General features: G+C 75.0%; 14 protein-coding genes. 8 read left to right on the top strand and 6 right to left on the bottom strand.

The features are described 5' to 3' along the window. The first annotated feature begins 8 nt into the window (after positions 1 to 8). The 3 genes from pgsA to ABRQ22_RS10800 all read left to right on the top strand — a co-directional run bounded on the left by pgsA (position 9) and on the right by ABRQ22_RS10800 (position 1,889). Positions 9 to 638 carry a CDP-diacylglycerol--glycerol-3-phosphate 3-phosphatidyltransferase gene (pgsA, locus tag ABRQ22_RS10810; protein WP_253051323.1) on the top strand — a complete coding sequence of 210 codons (630 nt, stop codon included), beginning with the start codon at positions 9 to 11 and terminating at the stop codon, positions 636 to 638. Continuing rightward, a complete protein-coding gene (locus tag ABRQ22_RS10805; RefSeq protein WP_253051324.1) occupies positions 635 to 1,186 on the top strand; it encodes a CinA family protein in 552 nt (183 codons plus the stop codon). Before pgsA ends, ABRQ22_RS10805 begins: the two co-directional genes overlap by 4 nt. A 361-nt stretch (positions 1,187 to 1,547) precedes the next feature. Continuing rightward, a complete protein-coding gene (locus ABRQ22_RS10800; protein WP_024840578.1) occupies positions 1,548 to 1,889 on the top strand; it encodes a helix-turn-helix transcriptional regulator in 342 nt (113 codons plus the stop codon). A 52-nt stretch (positions 1,890 to 1,941) separates the two neighbouring features. On the opposite strand, the gene ABRQ22_RS10795 is transcribed toward ABRQ22_RS10800, so the two are convergent. Together ABRQ22_RS10795 and ABRQ22_RS10790 are read right to left on the bottom strand one after the other, a co-directional pair. After that, on the bottom strand, positions 1,942 to 2,781 hold the full coding sequence (locus tag ABRQ22_RS10795) for a DNA-formamidopyrimidine glycosylase family protein (protein ID WP_353706738.1): 840 nt from the start codon (positions 2,779 to 2,781) through the stop codon (positions 1,942 to 1,944). 68 nt (positions 2,782 to 2,849) lie between these two features. Further along, complete coding sequence (locus ABRQ22_RS10790) at positions 2,850 to 7,916, bottom strand: DEAD/DEAH box helicase (RefSeq protein ID WP_353706737.1); 5,067 nt, start codon at positions 7,914 to 7,916, stop codon at positions 2,850 to 2,852. Between the two features lie 195 nt (positions 7,917 to 8,111). On the opposite strand from ABRQ22_RS10790, the gene ABRQ22_RS10785 reads away from it, so the two are divergent. The 5 genes from ABRQ22_RS10785 to ABRQ22_RS10765 all read left to right on the top strand — a co-directional run bounded on the left by ABRQ22_RS10785 (position 8,112) and on the right by ABRQ22_RS10765 (position 13,336). Further along, positions 8,112 to 8,345 carry a DUF3046 domain-containing protein gene (locus ABRQ22_RS10785; protein ID WP_087471778.1) on the top strand — a complete coding sequence of 78 codons (234 nt, stop codon included), beginning with the start codon at positions 8,112 to 8,114 and terminating at the stop codon, positions 8,343 to 8,345. Positions 8,346 to 8,418: 73 nt separating this feature from the next. Then, entirely contained in the window at positions 8,419 to 10,590 is a 2,172-nt protein-coding gene (locus ABRQ22_RS10780) for a phage holin family protein (RefSeq protein WP_353706736.1), read from the top strand. Then, positions 10,587 to 11,399, top strand: coding sequence for an MBL fold metallo-hydrolase (locus tag ABRQ22_RS10775; protein WP_353706735.1), 813 nt, complete (start codon positions 10,587 to 10,589; stop codon positions 11,397 to 11,399). Before ABRQ22_RS10780 ends, ABRQ22_RS10775 begins: the two co-directional genes overlap by 4 nt. Positions 11,400 to 11,594: 195 nt before the next feature. Beyond that, positions 11,595 to 12,710, top strand: a complete 1,116-nt coding sequence (gene recA / locus ABRQ22_RS10770) for a recombinase RecA (RefSeq protein ID WP_253051329.1) — start codon at positions 11,595 to 11,597, stop codon at positions 12,708 to 12,710. Between the two features lie 50 nt (positions 12,711 to 12,760). After that, complete coding sequence (locus tag ABRQ22_RS10765) at positions 12,761 to 13,336, top strand: regulatory protein RecX (protein ID WP_253051330.1); 576 nt, start codon at positions 12,761 to 12,763, stop codon at positions 13,334 to 13,336. Positions 13,337 to 13,341: 5 nt separating this feature from the next. Here the strand turns inward: ABRQ22_RS10765 and ABRQ22_RS10760 are convergent, their stop codons facing one another. The 4 genes from ABRQ22_RS10760 to ABRQ22_RS10745 all read right to left on the bottom strand — a co-directional run bounded on the left by ABRQ22_RS10760 (position 13,342) and on the right by ABRQ22_RS10745 (position 16,820). Next, positions 13,342 to 14,244: an amino acid ABC transporter permease gene (locus ABRQ22_RS10760; protein ID WP_253051331.1), complete on the bottom strand. Its 903-nt coding sequence runs from the start codon at positions 14,242 to 14,244 to the stop codon at positions 13,342 to 13,344. Continuing rightward, positions 14,241 to 14,930, bottom strand: a complete 690-nt coding sequence (locus ABRQ22_RS10755) for an amino acid ABC transporter permease (RefSeq protein WP_253051332.1) — start codon at positions 14,928 to 14,930, stop codon at positions 14,241 to 14,243. The genes ABRQ22_RS10760 and ABRQ22_RS10755 overlap by 4 nt, the downstream gene beginning before the upstream one ends. 91 nt (positions 14,931 to 15,021) lie before the next feature. Then, complete coding sequence (locus ABRQ22_RS10750; protein WP_353706734.1) at positions 15,022 to 15,900, bottom strand: glutamate ABC transporter substrate-binding protein; 879 nt, start codon at positions 15,898 to 15,900, stop codon at positions 15,022 to 15,024. A gap of 101 nt (positions 15,901 to 16,001) precedes the next feature. After that, positions 16,002 to 16,820, bottom strand: a complete 819-nt coding sequence (locus ABRQ22_RS10745; RefSeq protein ID WP_353706733.1) for an amino acid ABC transporter ATP-binding protein — start codon at positions 16,818 to 16,820, stop codon at positions 16,002 to 16,004. Positions 16,821 to 16,914 lie beyond the last annotated feature (94 nt).

Raw genomic sequence — 16,914 nt, 5'->3', positions numbered from 1 at the left:
CTGGTGGCGTGGTCACCGCCGTCCCTTCGCCGTGGAACTCCGCGAACCTCGTCACCATGGCGAGGATCCTGCTCGTCCCGTTCTTCGCGTGGGCGCTGCTCGTCGACGGCGGGGAGTCCGTCACGTGGCGGCTGGTCGCGACGGGCATCTTCGTCCTCGCCGCGACGTCGGACCGCCTGGACGGCTACCTGGCGCGCAGGTACGACCTCGTCACGGACCTCGGCAAGCTGCTCGACCCGATCGCGGACAAGCTGCTCGTCGGCACCGCGCTCGTCCTGCTCGCGTGGCCCCTCGGCGTGCTGCCCTGGTGGGTGCCCGTGGTCGTGCTCGCGCGCGAGCTCGGCGTCACGCTCCTGCGGTTCGCGGTCCTCAAGTACGCGGTCATGCCCGCGTCCCGCGGCGGCAAGCTCAAGACCGTGCTCCAGACGGTCGCGATCACGCTCTTCCTCCTCCCGCTGGCGCACCTGCCCGCGTGGATCGGCGTCGTCGCGTGGGTGGTGCTCGCCGCGGCGATCCTCGTCACCGTCGTGACGGGCGTGGAGTACGCCTACCAGGGCTGGCGGCTGCGGCGCGACGCGATCCGCGCGGCCCGCCTCGCCGAGCGCGGAGCGACGCCGGGCGCCGCGTCGGCGTCATGACGGGGGCCGCCCGCGACGTCGAGGCCGCGGGGCCCCTGGTCGCACGACCGGACGTCGTCGGCCTCCTCGCCGCGCTCGAGGCGCGCGGGTGGACCCTCGCGACCGCCGAGTCGCTCACGGGCGGGCTGCTCTCCGCGACGATCGTCGACGTCCCGGGCGCGTCGCGCGTGCTCCGCGGCGCGGTCGTCGCCTACGCGACGGACGTCAAGCAGTCGGTGCTCGGGGTCGACGGCGACCTCCTCGCCGCGCACGGGGCGGTCCACCCGGACGTCGCGCGCCAGATGGCGGAGCGGGTACGGGAGGTGCTCGGCGCGGACGTGGGGGTCGCGACCACGGGCGTCGCGGGACCGGACCCGCAGGACGGCCGACCACCGGGCACGGTGTTCGTGGCGGCGAGCGGGCCCCGCGGGACGCACGTACGGCGGCTGCACCTCGACGGCGAGCGCGCGGCGGTCCGCGCCGGGACCGTCGCGGCGGCGGTCGACCTCGCGCGCGCGGTGACGGAGGACCGGCCCTCCGCGGACCGGCAGGGTGAAATCCGCGGGTGAACCGTGGTCGCCCGAGCGGCCCGCAGAGCCCGGTCCGGGAGGTGCAGGTGGAGAGGTCGTGAACGTGCCGCGGGGGGTTCGCCGGGCGGCGGGGTGCGGGAACAAGGCCCCACGTCGGGACGTTGCACAGCACGTGATCGCCAACAGGACCGTCAACCGACCGGTGGGCCGCACGGACAACGCGCCGACGGCCGGTCCGGCACGCCGCACCGGAGACGTGAGCGGACCGCGGGCGGGGTACGGTAGGACGACCCCGTCACGCGGGGCAGTGAACAGGAAGACCGGCACGAGCAGTACGCGCACCCCGGTGGGGGCCTCACCGGCTCCCGGGGGCGCACGGGACACGGAAGGGGGTCGCCAGATGATTGTTCTTCGACGAGAGATCGGGGACGTGCTGCGAGACGCTCGCCAGCGACAGGGGCGCACCCTGCGAGAGGTGTCCTCCGCCGCACGGGTCTCGCTGGGCTACCTCAGCGAGGTGGAGCGCGGTCAGAAGGAAGCGTCGTCGGAGCTCCTCGGCTCGATCTGCGAGGCGCTCGACATCCCGATGTCGTTGGTGCTGCGCGAGGTCAGCGACCGGGTCGCCGTCGCCGAGGGTCTGCTCATCCCGGACACGATCCCGGCAGACTTCGCGACCGCGGTCCTCGGGCGGCAGAACCCCGACGGCACCGCACGACGAGAGGACCTGCAGCCCGTCGGCTGACGGTCCACGCCGGGGCCGCCCCGGAGCAGGTGCCGGGCAGAGACGCCCGCGATCACCCGCTCGCGGGCGGCGCCTGGCACGAGGGACACCAGAAGACCGGACGTTCGTACGGCGGCTCGTTCGCCGTACCTTCTGCGACAGGCGTGCCACAGACGTGGCACGCCTTTCGTGTGCGCGCGTGCACGTGACGCACGACGCCGGCCCGGGGGTCGAACCCGTGCCGGACGGTGCGCTGCATGAGCGCTCGTGCCGTCGTGAGCACGCCCGCGAGGTCCTCGACGTCCCGGACCGGCGTCCACGGGTAGATCCGCTCCGCGAAGAGCGACTCGGCCGTGTAGATCGTGCCGATGCCGGCGACGAGGTGCTGGTCGAGCAGCGCCTCCGCGACCGGGACGCCGGTCCTCTCCCGGCCCGGCCGGTGCCGTGGTCCGGTGCCGCCCGCGGCGTCATCCGCTCGCAGGCGCGCGACGGCCTCCGCGACCCCCTCCGTGGGGAAGTCGTCGGCCAGCACGTCGGGGCCGAGCGGGCCGGTGATGGTCCGCTCGTCGGCGGTGCGCAGCACGTGGAGCATCCCGATGCGGTTCCCGACTGCCGTCCACCACGCGTTGGCGAGCACCACGCGCACCGACGGCTCCGCGGCGCGCGCGTCCCGGGCGCCCGTGCGCGCGATCCGCCACGACCCCTCCATGCGCAGGTGCGTGTGCAGCGACCGACCGTCGTCGAGCCGCGTGAACAGGTGCTTGCCGTACGGGACGTTCGCCACGACCGTGCGGCCCGTGAGGTCGACCTCCGCGGCGGTCGGCCACCGCAGCTCCGCGCGCACCAGCACACGCCCGGCGAGCGCCTCGTCCAGACGCGCGGACACGAGCCGCAGGATGTCACCCTCGGGCACGGCCGTCCCTCCCGATGCTCGGCGGGCGTCCCCGGCTCCCACCGGGTCGTGATCGCAGGGGTGCCACGTCAGGCCGCCCGCAGACCGCGCGGCGTCGCGCGGAACCCGGCGTCGAGGAGGGCACGGACCGCCTCGTCGGCGGACGTGGCCGTCGTGCCCGCCCCGGCCAGCGCCTCGACGCCGTCGACCCGCTGCACCACGACCTTGCCGAGCCGGCCCGCGCGCACCGCGCGGACGAGCTCGGCGCTCGCCTCCGCGAGCCGCGGGCCGTCGACGAACGAGAGGACCGACCGTCCTCCGCGCTCGACGTACAGGGCGAGGTCGCCGTCGCTCAGCACGACGACGGCCCCGGCCTTGCGCCCGGGGCGGTGCCCGCGAGACGCCTCGGCACCGGTCGCCGCACGATCCGACGGCGCTCCGCCGCCGGCCGGCGCGGCCGCCGCGGTGCCCGGCCCCGGGCTCGCCGCGGCCGGTCGCGCGGGCCACGGCAGCGCGGCCCCGTAGGGGTTGGCGGGGTCGGTCGCCGCGAGGAGCACCGCGCCCGGGCGAGGGCCCCCGCGCGACGTGCCGTCGTCGGGACGCGGCCGAGGCAGGCCGTCCGGCCCGGTGCCGGACCCACGGGCCGCGGCGGACTCGATCGCCCGCTCACGGTCCTGGGCGTCGGTGCGGAGCTGGTCGACCGCGCCGGGCAGCGCGAACTGGGAACCGCCGAGGTGCTCGACGAAGTACCCGCGCCGCGCCGCCCCGGTCGCCTCCAGCTCGCTCAGCACGCGGTACACCGCGCGGAACGACCCCGCGACGCCCTCGGCGGGGGCGACGGCGCGCGTGAGCACCCCGTGCCGGTCGAGCAGCACGCGCGCGAGCGCGTGCGCGCGCCGGGTCGGGTCGGTCTCGCGCCGCGGCAGCGCCGACCAGCGGCCCGCTCCGCCGCGCAGCGTGGTGTCCGGGGACGTCGGCGGCCGCAGGCCCGCGAACCGGCCGCGCCCCACCGGACGGGCGCGCGCGGGAGCCCGGGGGGCGCGGTGCGCACCACCGCCCGTGCCGAGCCGGGCGCGCAACGAGCCCAGCCCGTCGTTGGTCACGTGCCCCGACCAGACGAGGTCCCACAGCGCCTCGAGCGTCGGCCCGACCTCGGCGCCCGCCCGCTCGGCGAGCCGCGGGAGGAAGTAGCCGCCCGAGCCGTCGAGCAGGTCGAGGAGGGTCGCGTGGAGCCCGGTCTCCGGCGCGGGACCGGGGTCCGGCAGCGTGAGCGGCGCCCACTCGGCCAGGTGGAGGCTCACGAGCCCGTCGCCCCCGCCCGAGCCGGGCAGCGGGGCGTGGCCGCACCACACGACCTCTCCGGTCGTCGTGAGCTCGTCGAGCATCGTCGGCGTGTAGTCCGTGACCCGCGACGGCAGGACGAGCGTCTCGAGCGCCGACGCGGGCACGGCGGCCCCCGAGAGCTGCTCGACGACGCGCAGGAGGCCGTCTGCCCCGCGCAGCGCACCCAGCCCCTGCCACCGCGGGAGGAAGACGCCGAGGGTCTCGGACGCCACCGGTTCGACCTCCGCGCGCAGCGCGGCGAGCGAGCGGCGCCGCAGCACGCGCAGCACCTCGGCGTCGCACCAGTCGTCGCCGGTGCCCCCGATCGACTCCGGCCGCAGGCGACCGCGGACGACCATCCGGGCGGCCTCGAGCCGCTCCAGCGTCTGCGCCACGACGGCGACGCCGAGGCCGAGCCGCGCCGCGACGTCCGCCGCGGTGAACGGTCCGTGGGTGCGCGCGTGGCGCCGCACGAGGTCGCCGAGCGGGTCGGGCACGGGCTCGGTGAACACCTCGGGGATGCCGACGGGCAGCGCGACGCCGAGCGCGTCGCGCAGTCGCCCGGCGTCCTCGACGACGGCCCACTGCACCGCCCGCTCGGGGACGACGCCCGCCAGCCGGACGCGGATCACGCGCCGGGCCGCCTCGAGCTCGCGGAGCCATTCCTGTGCGCCGGCGCGCACGTCCTCGCGCGTGCGGGCCGCGACCTCGGCGTCCGTGAGGGGGCCGACGCGGCGCAGCACGTCCCACACGTCCTCGGCGTGGCGGGCCTGGCGTTCCGGCGCGAGCGCGCCGAGCTCCGCCTCGGTCCGCTCGATCTGCGCCGGGTCGAGCAGGTCGGCGAGCTGGGCCGCGACGCCGTCCCCGCCGAGCAACTCGGCGAGCAGCGTCGGGTCGAGAGACAGCGCCGCCGCCCGCCGCTCCGCGAGCGGGGCGTCGCCGTCGTAGAGGAACTGCGCCGTGTACCCGAACAGGAGGGACTGCGCGAACGGCGACGGCGTCGGCGTCGTCACCTCGACGAGGCGCACGCGCCCGGCGGCGAGGTCACGCATGAGGTCGGTGAGCGCCGCGACGTCGAAGTCGTCCTGCAGGCACTCGCGCGCGGCCTCGAGGACGATCGGGAACTCGGGGTACTGCGACGCGACCGACAGGAGCTGGGCGGAGCGCTGGCGCTGCTGCCACAGCGGCTGGCGGCGGTCCGGGCGACGCCGGGGGAGCAGGAGCGCACGCGCCGCGGCCTCGCGGAACCGGGACGCGAACATGACGGACCCGCCGAGCTCGTCGCGCACCGCGTCGAGGACCTCGTCGGGGTCGAGGAGCAGGTCCTCCACGGGGACGACCGGCGCGTCGCCGCCGAGCCCGCCGGTCCCGTCGCTCGACCCCTCGAGCCACGAGTCCCCGGTGTCGGGCAGGCGCAGGACGATGCCGTCGTCCGCGTGCATCGCGGCGGCGTCGACGCCGTACCGCTCCCGCAGCCGCGCGGCGAGCACGAGCGCCCACGGGGCGTGGACCTTCGCCCCGTAGGGCGAGTGCACGACGACGCGCCAGTCCCCGAGCTCGTCGCGGAACCGCTCGACGACGACCGTCCGGTCGTCCGGGACGCGGCCGGTCGCGTCGCGCTGCTCGCGGAGGTAGGCGAGCAGGTTGTCGCTCGCCCACGCGTCGAGCCCCGCGGAGCGCAGCCGATCGGCCGCGGCGTCGTGGTCGTCCGCCGCGAGGGTGTCGGTCTCGCGGACCCAGGCACCGAGGGCGCGGCCGAGCTCGGCGGGCCGGCCGGGCGAGTCGCCCTTCCAGAACGGCAGGCGCCCCGGGATGCCCGGCGCCGGGGTCACGAGCACGCGGTCGGGCGTGATGTCCTCGATGCGCCACGTGCTCGACCCGAGCGTGAACGTGTCGCCGACGCGCGACTCGTACACCATCTCCTCGTCGAGCTCGCCGACGCGCTTCCCGCCGCGCGGCGCCCGGCCGCCCGCGGTGTCCGGGTCGCCCGCGACGGTCCCGGAGTCCGTCGCGAGGAAGACGCCGTACATCCCGCGGTCGGGGATCGTCCCGCCGCTCGTCGCGGCGAGGCGCAGCGCCCCCGGACGACCCGTGATCCGCCCGGACGCGCGGTCCCACACGATCCGTGCGCGCAGCTCGCCGAAGTCCTCGCTCGGGTAGCGTCCCGCGAGCATGTCGAGCACCGCGTGCAGCGACGCGTCGCCCAGGTGGGCGTAGGGCGCGCTGCGGCGCACGACGGTCGCGAGCTCCGCCACCGTCCACTCGTCGACGGCGACCATGGCCACCACCTGCTGCGCGAGCACGTCGAGCGGGTTCGCGAGCACGTGCAGCTCCTCGATGCCCCCGGTGCGCATGCGCTCGGCCACGACGGCCGACGGCACGAGGTCGCCCCGGTGCGTGGGGAACACGACGCCGTGCGAGACGGCGCCCACCTGGTGCCCCGCGCGCCCGATGCGCTGGAGCCCGGACGCGACCGACGGCGGGGCGCCGACCTGCACCACGAGGTCGACCGCGCCCATGTCGATGCCGAGCTCGAGGCTCGACGTCGCGACGACCGCGGGCAGCCGTCCGTCCTTGAGCTCGGTCTCCGTGCGCGTGCGCTCGGCGCGGCTCATCGACCCGTGGTGCGCGCGGGCGATGACGGGCTCGACGCCCGAGCTCGCGCCCGACTGGGCCTGCACCTGGGCCGCGGTGACCGTCCCCGGGTCGAGGACGTCCTCGCCCTGACGCTCCGCCCACACCTCGTTCATGCGCGCCGTGAGCCGCTCGGCGCCTCGGCGCGAGTTGGTGAAGACGAGCGTGGAGCGGTGGTCGGCGACGAGGTCGACGACGCGCTCCTCGACGTGCGGCCACACCGACGGCCGCGGCGGGCGCACGTCTGGCGCCCCGGTGGGTCGCGAGGTCGCCGGACCCGACAGGTCGGGCTCGCCGGGGGGCAGGGGCGGGAGGCCGTCGGTCGTCGTCCCCGGCGCCGTGTCACGACCACCGGGATCGTCTGCCCCCGCCGCCGTCCGCCTCGAGGTGTCGGGCACGAGCGCGGCCGTGCCGAGGTCCGCGAGGTCGGGGACGGGCACCACGACGTCGACCTCGATGCGCTTGCTCGCGGGCGGCTGCACGACGACCACCTCGCGCCCGGCCTCCGCCTCCGGGCGGTGGCCGCCGAGGAACGTCGCGACGGCCTCGACGGGTCGGACCGTCGCCGAGAGCCCGACGCGCTGCGCGGGCGGTCGGCCCTGCGCCTCCAGGAAGGCGTCGAGCCGTTCGAGGGACACGGCGAGGTGTGCGCCGCGCTTGGTCCCCGCCACGGCGTGGATCTCGTCGACGATCACCGTCTCGACGCCCGCGAGACCCGCACGGGCCTGCGAGGTCAGCACGAGGAACAGCGACTCGGGCGTCGTGATGAGGATGTCCGGCGGGTGCGTCGCGAGGCGCCGCCGCTCGCTCGTGGGCGTGTCGCCCGTCCGGGTGCCGACGACGACGTCCGGCACCTCGAGCCCGAGGCGCACCGCCGCCTGCCGGATGCCCGCGAGCGGCGACCGGAGGTTGCGCTCGACGTCGGCGGCGAGCGCCTTGAGGGGCGACACGTACACGACGCGGCAGCGGTGCTCCCGGGCGACCTCCTCGCCGGCCCTCGGCGCGCCCATGATCCGGTCGAGCGACCAGAGGAACGCCGCGAGCGTCTTGCCCGACCCGGTCGGGGCGACGACGAGCGCGTGCCGGTCGCTCGACACCGCGTCCCACGCCCCCGCCTGCGCGGCGGTCGGGGCGTCGAACGCGCCCGAGAACCAGGAGCGCGTGGGCGCGGCGAAGCGCGCGAGCGGGTCCGTGGTCACCCGCTCATTGTCGTCGCGCCCACCCACACGCGCCGCGCGACGGGAGACCGGTGTGCCGCCCGCGCGAGGGACGGCGGCCGAGCGCCGCGTCGCCGCGCCGACGCCGCGTGCCGGGACGCGTCGCCCGTCGCGGGGCCGGGCCCGTCCGGGCGGGGAGGGGGTGGACCCGCCCCTCGTCCGTGGGAGGCTGGTGCCGTGCGCTACCGCGAGTTCTCCGAGCTGGTCGACGAGGTGTTCGGCGCGTCCCTGGGACGCGCCTACGTCCGTGAGCAGGTGCTGTCCGCGCTCGACGACCGGACGGCCGCCCAGGCCCTCGAGGACGGCGTCGAGCCGCGCGTCGTCTGGCACGCCCTGTGCGACGCGCTCGACGTGCCCGACGCGCGGCGCTGGGGCCACGACGATCACCGCCAGGCGCCGCCCCGCCGGTGAGCGCGGCGCGCCGGGTCCCGGCCTCCGACCCGGTCGAGGGGCACACCGCGCCGCGCGCGACCATGATGGCGCCATGAGCGTCCCCGCCCGTCGTCGCCCCGCGCCGGGACCGCGCGTCACCGCCGCGGACGTCCGCGGCGCGGTCTGGTCGCTCGTCTCGACGACCGTCGGCCTGGGGCTCGCGATCTGGTTCGTGCCCGGGGTCGAGGTCACCAACCCGTGGTCGCTCCTCCTCGCGGCGCTCGCGGTCGGTCTGGGCGACGTGCTCCTGCGCCCCGTGCTGCGGAGCCTCGCGCACCGGTTCGGCGTGGTCGGCGCGCTCGTGTCCGGCGTGGTGGCGCAGCTCGCGGTCGCGTGGGCGGCCCTCACGTACCTGCCGGGGTTCCGGAGCGGGTCCTGGGTGGACGTCCTCGCGGTCCTCGTGCTCGCCGCCGTCCTCATGGCGATCGGGCGCTGGGTCGTGGGGGCGAGCGACAACGAGTACGTCCTGGGCGACCTCCTCCGGCGCGCGCGCCGGCAGGCCGGTCTGCCGCGACGGGACCGCGGCGCGGTGAGCGCGGCCGAGCGCCCGGCCGGCCTGCTCGTCGTCCTGCTCGACGGCGTCGCGCGCCCCACGCTCGACTACGCGCTCCAGGCCGGGCTCACCCCGACCCTCGCGCGCTGGCTCGGGAGCGGCAGCCACCACCTCACGACGTGGTGGGCCCGCGTGCCCGCGACCACGCCCGCCTCGACGATCGGACTCCTGCACGGCTCGACCGAGCACGTGCCCGCGTTCCGCTGGTGGTCGCGTGCCCTCGGGCGGCTCGTGGTGACGAACCGGCCCGCCGACGCGGCGGCGGTCGAGGCCCGCACGAGCGACGGTTCCGGGCTGCTCGCGGGCGGGGGAGTCGCCGTCTCCACGATGTTCTCCGGCGACGCGGCGACGAGCCTGCTCGTCATGAGCCGGGCGCGCGAGGGGCTCGGGCCCGGCCAGATGTTCGTGCACTTCTTCGCGAGCCCGTTCGTGCTCGTGCGTGCGGTCGTCGTCGCGCTGGGAGAGTTCTTCAAGGAGCTCTACCAGGGCTGGCAGCAGGCCGTGCGCGGCGTCGAGCCCCGCGTCTCGCGCCTCGGCTGGTACCCGGTGCTGCGCGCGGTCACGAACGTCGTGCTGCGCGACCTCAACACGACGCTCGTCGCGGAGCAGCTCGTGCGCGGCGCGCCGGTCGTGTGCGTCGACCTCGTCGACTACGACGAGATCGCCCACCACGCCGGGCCGCTGCGCCCCGAGTCGCTCCGCGCCCTGGAAGGCCTCGACCGCGTCGTCGGGCTCTGGGAGCAGGTCGCCGCCGTGTCCCCGCGCCGGTACGACGTCGTCGTGCTGTCCGACCACGGGCAGTCGCTCGGGTCCACGTTCGAGCAGGTCGAGGGCCGGTCCTTCCTCGACGAGGTCCGTCGTCTGATGGCGCTCCGACCCGGCCCGCACGAGGGCCCCCGCGCGGGCGAGGGCAGGTCGCGGGGTGAGGGACGCCGTCGGGCCACGGCCCCGGACAGCGAGGCGTGGGGCCCGACGAACACGGCCCTCAACGCCCTGCGGCCCGCGGCGCCCGAGGCCGTCCCGGAGGGCGCGGGGCGCATGCTGGTCGGCCCGGACCGCTCCGAGCGACGCGGCGGTCCCGGGGCCGCCGCGCTGCCCGAGCTGCCCGAGGTCGCGGTGGTGGGGTCGGGCAACCTGGGCATGGTGTGGTTCCCGCGCGAGCCGCGGCGGCTCACCGGGGACGAGGTGCGCGCGCGGTGGCCCGCGCTGCTCCCGGGCCTCGTGGCCAGCCCCGCCGTCGGCGTCGTCGTCGAGCGCGGGACCGGCGGCGCGCTGCGGGCGCACGGACGGGGCGGCTCGCGCGACCTGCGGACCGGGGAGGTCGTCGGGCAGGACCCGCTCACGGGCTACGGGTCGCGAGCGGCGGCGGACCTGCTGCGCGTCGCGGACCTCGAGGACGCGGGCGACCTCGTGCTCGTCTCGCGCGTGGACGAGGTCGGGATGGTGCACGCGTTCGAGGGGCTGGTCGGGTCGCACGGCGGCCTCGGCGGGGCGCAGAACGAGGCCGTGCTCCTGCATCCCGCGCACCTGGCGCTGCCCGACGACGAGCTCGAGGACGTGGACGGCGCGCGCATGCTCGTCGGGGCCGAGGCGGTCCACCGGCGGCTCGTCGCCTGGCTCGGCGACCTCGGCCTGCGACCCGCCGCGCCTGCGGCGGAGGGGGAGCCGTGAGCGTCCGCGTGACGTGGCTCGGCCACTCGAGCGTCGTCCTCGACCTGGGCTCCGGCCGCGCCGGCGTCCCGGGCGTGCGGCTCGTCACCGACCCGCTCCTGCACCGGCACGCCGGGATGCTGCGGCGGCGCGGGGAGCGGCCCGCCGCGGTGTGGCAGGGCAGCGACGCCGTCCTCCTCTCGCACCTGCACCACGACCACGCCGAGCTGCGCTCCCTGCGCCTCCTCGGCGACGTGCCCGTGCTCACCGCCCCGGCGAACGCGCGGTGGCTGCGGGCCCGGGGCCTGCGCGGCGTCGGGCTCGACGACGCGTGGCACGCGGTCGGTCCGGCCGCGGCGGGGGTCGAGGTGCGCCTCGTGACGGCGGTGCACGGGCACCGGCCGATGCCGCACCGGCCCAACGCGGCGAACGGTCACCTCGTACGGTCCCCGGGCCCGCGCGGCGTCCGGGTCTGGGCCGTCGGGGACACCGAGCACTACCCGGACATGGTCCACCTCCCGGCGCTCGCGGGCGGCCCCGTGGACGTCGCGCTCGTCCCGGTGGGCGGGTGGGGCCCGCGCCTGTCGGGCGGGCACCTCGGCCCCGCGCAGGCGGCGCGGGTGTGCGCCGAGGTGGGCGTCGGCGTCGCGATCCCGGTGCACTGGGGCACGCTGCACGCACCGGGCGGACGGCACCTCCCGCGGGGCTGGATGGACCACGCGGGGGCGGCGTTCGAGGCCGCCGCGCAGCGCGAGGCGCCGGGCACGCGGGTCGTGGTGCTGCGGCCGGGGGAGGCGTGGTCGTCGTCCGGCGACGCGCGAGACGCGTGACACGCCGAGGTGCGCGTTCCGGGATCGAACACGTGTTCGGCTAGAGTTGTGCACAGGGCCCGCCGCGGCGGGCCCAGGACGCCGGTCCAGCACGACGATCCACAGGTTCGCGGGTCGCCGGAGCCGCGTGTCGGTGGCTGCCCGTAGCGTCGGGCCACAACGAACAGATGAACGTCGAACCGAAGGTGGACTGACATGCCCGCACCCGCAGACCGCGAGAAGGCGCTCGAGGCAGCCCTCGCCCAGATCGACCGGAGCTTCGGCAAGGGCTCCGTCATGCGCCTCGGCGAGGAGGGCCGCGCTCCCGTCGAGGTCATCCCCACGGGGTCCATCGCGCTCGACATCGCGCTCGGGATCGGCGGCCTGCCGCGCGGGCGCGTCATCGAGGTGTACGGCCCGGAGTCCTCCGGCAAGACGACCGTCGCGCTGCACGCGGTGGCGAGCGCGCAACGCGCGGGCGGCATCGCGGCGTTCATCGACGCCGAGCACGCGCTCGACCCCGAGTACGCCAAGAAGCTCGGCGTGGACACCGACGCGCTGCTCGTCTCCCAGCCCGACACGGGGGAGCAGGCGCTCGAGATCACGGACATGCTCATCCGCTCGGGCGCGCTCGACATCATCGTCATCGACTCCGTCGCGGCCCTCGTGCCCAAGGCCGAGATCGAGGGCGAGATGGGCGACAGTCACGTCGGCCTCCAGGCCCGCCTCATGTCGCAGGCGCTGCGCAAGATCACGGGTGCGCTCAACGCGTCCGGGACGACGGCGATCTTCATCAACCAGCTCCGCGAGAAGATCGGCGTCTTCTTCGGCTCGCCCGAGACGACGACCGGTGGCAAGGCGCTGAAGTTCTACGCGTCCGTCCGGCTCGACATCCGCCGCATCGAGACGCTCAAGGAGGGTACCGACGCGGTCGGCAACCGGACCCGCGTCAAGGTCGTCAAGAACAAGATGGCCCCGCCCTTCAAGCAGGCCGAGTTCGACATCCTCTACGGCGTCGGCATCTCGCGCGAGGGCGGCCTCATCGACATGGGCGTGGAGCACGGGTTCGTGCGCAAGTCCGGGTCGTGGTTCACCTACGGCGGCGACCAGCTCGGCCAGGGCAAGGAGAACGCGCGCTCGTTCCTGCGCGACAACCCGGACCTCGCCAACGAGCTCGAGAAGAAGATCAAGGAGAAGCTCGGCGTCGGCGCCAAGGTCGACGCGCCGGCCGACCCGGCTGCGGGCGTGACGGTCGCGGCCGACGGTGCTGCGGCTCCCGCCGCGGCGAAGGCACCGGCCGCGGCCGCCAAGGGGAAGAAGTCGCCGTTCTGATCGGCGGGCAGGGCGGGGACGAGGGCGTCGAGCGCTCCGACCCGCCCGAGGTGGACGACGGGCGTCGTGCCGGCCGCAAGGCTGCGCGGCGCCCGCGCCCGACCCTCCACGAGCTCGTCGAACGGGGCGAGATCAGCGACGCCGATCTCGCCGAGCGTGCTCGGGAGACGGTGCTGCGCATCCTCACGGCCGCACCGAAGAGCCGCGCGGAGCTCGCGCAGTCCCTCGCGCGCAAGGGCTATCCGGAGCACGTCGTGCTGCCGATCCTCGACCGCTTCGAGGAGGTGGGTCTGGTGGACGACGCGCAGTACGCCGAGATGATCGTCCGCACCCGGCACGCCGAGCGCGGGCTGTCCCGCCGCGCGATCTCGACCGAGCTGCGGCGCCGCGGCATCGACGGCGAGGTCGGCGCCGCGGCGCTCGAGCAGGTCGACGACGACTCCGAGGCCGACGCGGCGCTCGAGCTGGCGCGCACGCGCCTCGCCCGCACGCGCGGCCTCGACCGCGACGTGCGGGTGCGCCGGACCGTCGGGGCGCTCGCCCGCAAGGGCTACAGCCCGTCGCTGGCCTTCGAGATCGTCCAGCGCGAGCTCGACGCCGAGACCGTCGAGCCCCCGCTCGACTGAGTCCGTCAGCGGGTGGCGGAGACCGCGGGCGCGTCCTCGGTCGGTCCACCCGCGACGACCGTGGGGTTGCCGATGCCGGGGCCGGCGGCGGTCGCACCCGCGGTGCGACCGCTGAGGAAGCGGGAGAGCCAGCGCGCCACGAGCGTGAGCAGCCAGTTGATGACGATGAAGATCACCGCGGCGAGCACGAGCGACTGCAGGATGTTGCCGTTGCCGACGCCGTAGAGCTGCGCGGCCCGCAGGAGCTCGTTGTACGTGATGATCTGCCCGAGCGCCGAGTCCTTGAGGACGACGACGAGCTGGGACACGAGCGCGGGGAGCATCGCGATGAGCGCCTGCGGGAGCTGGATCGACCGCAGCGTCTGTCCGGCGGTGAGCCCGATCGCGAGCCCGGCCTCGCTCTGGCCTCGCGGGAGGTTCCCGACGCCCGAGCGGACCAGCTCCGCGATGACGGAGCCGTTGTAGAGCACGAGCGCGAAGACCACCGCGAGGAACGGCGCGTCGTCGACCTTGCTCAGACCCAGCAGCAGCCAGAAGAAGATCATCATGAGCAGCACGGGGACGGCGCGGAAGAACTCGACCACGATGCCGCTCACGATGCGCACGGCGCGCAGGTGCGAGAGCCGCCCGGTGCCGAACACGAGGCCGAACGCGAGCGCGCCGACGATCGCGAAGCCGGCGGCACGCAACGTGTTCTGCAGGCCCGGGATGAAGTAGTACTGCCAGGCGTCCGACGTGAACAGCGAGGACCACAGCTCCGGGGCGAGCTGGCCCTTGCGGCCGAGCGCGACGAGCACGAGCGCCGCGACGCCGAGCACGACGACCGCGCCGATCACGTTCCCGACGAGGATCGCGCGCCGGGCGCGAGGGCCGGGGGCGTCGAAGAGGACGGACTGCTGGGTGCTCATCGGCGGACCGCCAGTCGGTTCGAGAGGGACGTGGTGAGCAGGCCGATGGGGATGACGAGGATGACGTAGCCGATCGCGAACGTCAGGAAGATCCCGTAGATGTAGTTCGAGTTGAACTCGATCATGTTCTTCATGAGGCTCGACGTCTCCGTCGTCACGCTCGCCGCCGCCGCGACGGTGGAGTTCTTCAGCAGCGCGATGAGCGTGTTGCCGAGGGGCGCGACGGAGCCGCGGAACGCCTGGGGCAGGATGACGAGGCGCGCCGCGGGCAGGAACGACAGGCCGATCGCACGCGCCGCCTCGGCCTGACCGATCGGCACCGTGTTCACGCCCGACCGGATGGACTCGCAGACGAACGCGGCGTGGTAGATGGAGAGGCCCAGGACGGCGAGCCGGAAGAAGTTCGCCGCGAAGTCGGGGGCGAGCGTGACGTTGAGCTGGCCCCACAGCCCCAGCACCATGAACGTCATGATGATCGTCAGCGGGGTGTTGCGGAACACGTTGACGTACGCGGTCCCCGCCCAGCGCAGGCTCGGCACGGGGGAGATGCGCATGAGCGCGAGCGCCGTGCCCAGCACGAGCGACAGGATCGCCGCCCAGAACGTCAGCTGGATGTTGACCCAGAACGCGCCGAGCACGTCGTACTCCCGGGCGAGCGCCCAGGTCTGCGACAGGTAGTCACCCACGGTTGGTGGTCCTCCGGGAGGGTACGTGCCGGGCCGAGTCGACGGCCCGGCGGGCGGGGGGCGGGCGCGCGCCCCCCCCGGCCGTGGACGGTCAGGCGCAGGGGTCGACCGTCGGCGGGTTCTCGCTGGCGTTGGGCGTGTACCCGGTGCCCTCGGTGTTCTTGGTGACGAACTCCTCCCAGGAGCCGTCCTCGATCATCTTCTCGATCGCGGTGTTGACGTCCTCGCAGATGTCGTTGTCCTGCGGGAGCCCGACGCCGTAGCGCTCGGTCGAGAACGGCGCCCCGACGACCTTGACCTTGCCCTTGTTGGCGGGCTGGGCCGCGAGGCCCGCGAGGATGATGTCGTCGGTCGTGACGGCGTCGACCTGGCCCGCGGTGAGGGCGGTGACGCACTCCGCGTACCCGGGGCGCTCGAGGAGCTGCACGCCCGCGGCGTACTCGTCCTTGATGCGCTGCGCCGACGTCGAGCCCGTGACGGAGCACAGGTTCTTGCCCTCGAGCGACTCCGGCCCGGTGATGTCGGTGTTGTCCTCGGCGACGAGCAGGTCCTGCCCGGCCACGAAGTACGGACCGGCGAACGCAACCGTCTCCTTGCGCGTGTCGGTGATGGAGTAGGTCGCGAAGATCATGTCGACCTGGCCGGTCTGGAGCATCGTCTCGCGCTGGGCGGACGGCGCCTCGACCCACTCGATCTGGTCCTCGCCGTAGCCGAGCTCGCCTGCCACGTACGTGGCGACGTCCACGTCGAAGCCCGTGTAGGTGGAGCCGTCCTGGTACCCGAGCCCCGGCTGGTCGAACTTGATGCCGATCTTGATCGAGCCCTCGGCGCCACCGCCGGTGTCGCCCGTGTCGGTGGCCGTGTCGGTCGCGTCGTCGTCGCCGCCGCCGACCTCGCCGCCGCCGCACGCCGCGAGCGTGAGCGCGGTGAGAGCGGCCAGCACGGCAGCACCTGCGTGTCGTGTGCGCATCGTTCCTACCCTTCGTGAGTGGTGGCCGCCCGTCGAAGGTGTGCCTCGACGGTCGACCGGGTTCTGGGGCTGTCGGGCCGGGCTCGTGCGTGCCCGGGGGTTCAGTGGGTGAGGATCTTCGAGAGGAAGTCCTTGGCACGGTCGCTCGTGGGCGCCGTGAAGAACTCCTCGGGGTGGGCCTCCTCGACGATCTGGCCGTCGGCCATGAAGACGACCCGGTTCGCGGCCTTGCGGGCGAAGCCCATCTCGTGCGTGACGACGATCATCGTCATGCCCTCCTTGGCGAGCGCGACCATGACGTCGAGGACCTCGTTGATCATCTCCGGGTCGAGCGCCGACGTGGGCTCGTCGAAGAGCATCACCTTGGGCTGCATCGCGAGCGCGCGGGCGATGGCGACACGCTGCTGCTGCCCGCCCGAGAGCTGGGCGGGCATCTTCTGGGCCTGGTTCTTCACGCCGACGCGGTCGAGCAGCGCGAGCGCACGGTCCTTCGCGACCTTCCCCTTCTCGCGGCGCACCTTGACGGGGCCGAGCGTGACGTTGTCGAGGATCGTCTTGTGGGCGAAGAGGTTGAAGGACTGGAAGACCATGCCGACGTCGGAGCGCAGCCGCGCGAGCGCCTTGCCCTCCTCGGGCAGCGGCTCGCCGTCCACCAGGATCTCGCCGGAGTCGATCGTCTCCAGCCGGTTGATCGCCCGGCAGAGCGTCGACTTGCCCGACCCCGAGGGGCCGATGACGACGAGCACCTCCCCGCGCCGGACGGTCAGGTTGATGTCGCGGAGCACGTGCAGCTCCCCGAAGTGCTTGTTGACGTCGCGCAGCTCGACGAGCGGCTCACCGAGGACCTGCTCGGCGGGGCGGGGCTGAGCGTCCTGCGCGCTGCGCTGCGCGTCGGACGGCGAAGAGGTTTCGTCGGCCATTCCTGGACACTATGTCCCTTCTGTTGCACGGTGCCACCTCATCCGGCAACAGTCGGGCAACAGTTCCGTAACACGGCACCCGGCGCCGTACCCT

The sequence above is a fragment of the Cellulosimicrobium sp. ES-005 genome (genome assembly GCF_040448685.1).
GTDB lineage: Bacteria > Actinomycetota > Actinomycetes > Actinomycetales > Cellulomonadaceae > Cellulosimicrobium > Cellulosimicrobium cellulans_G.
Note: the sequence above shows the minus strand (reverse complement) of the source record. Positions and strands in the feature narration are given on the sequence as shown.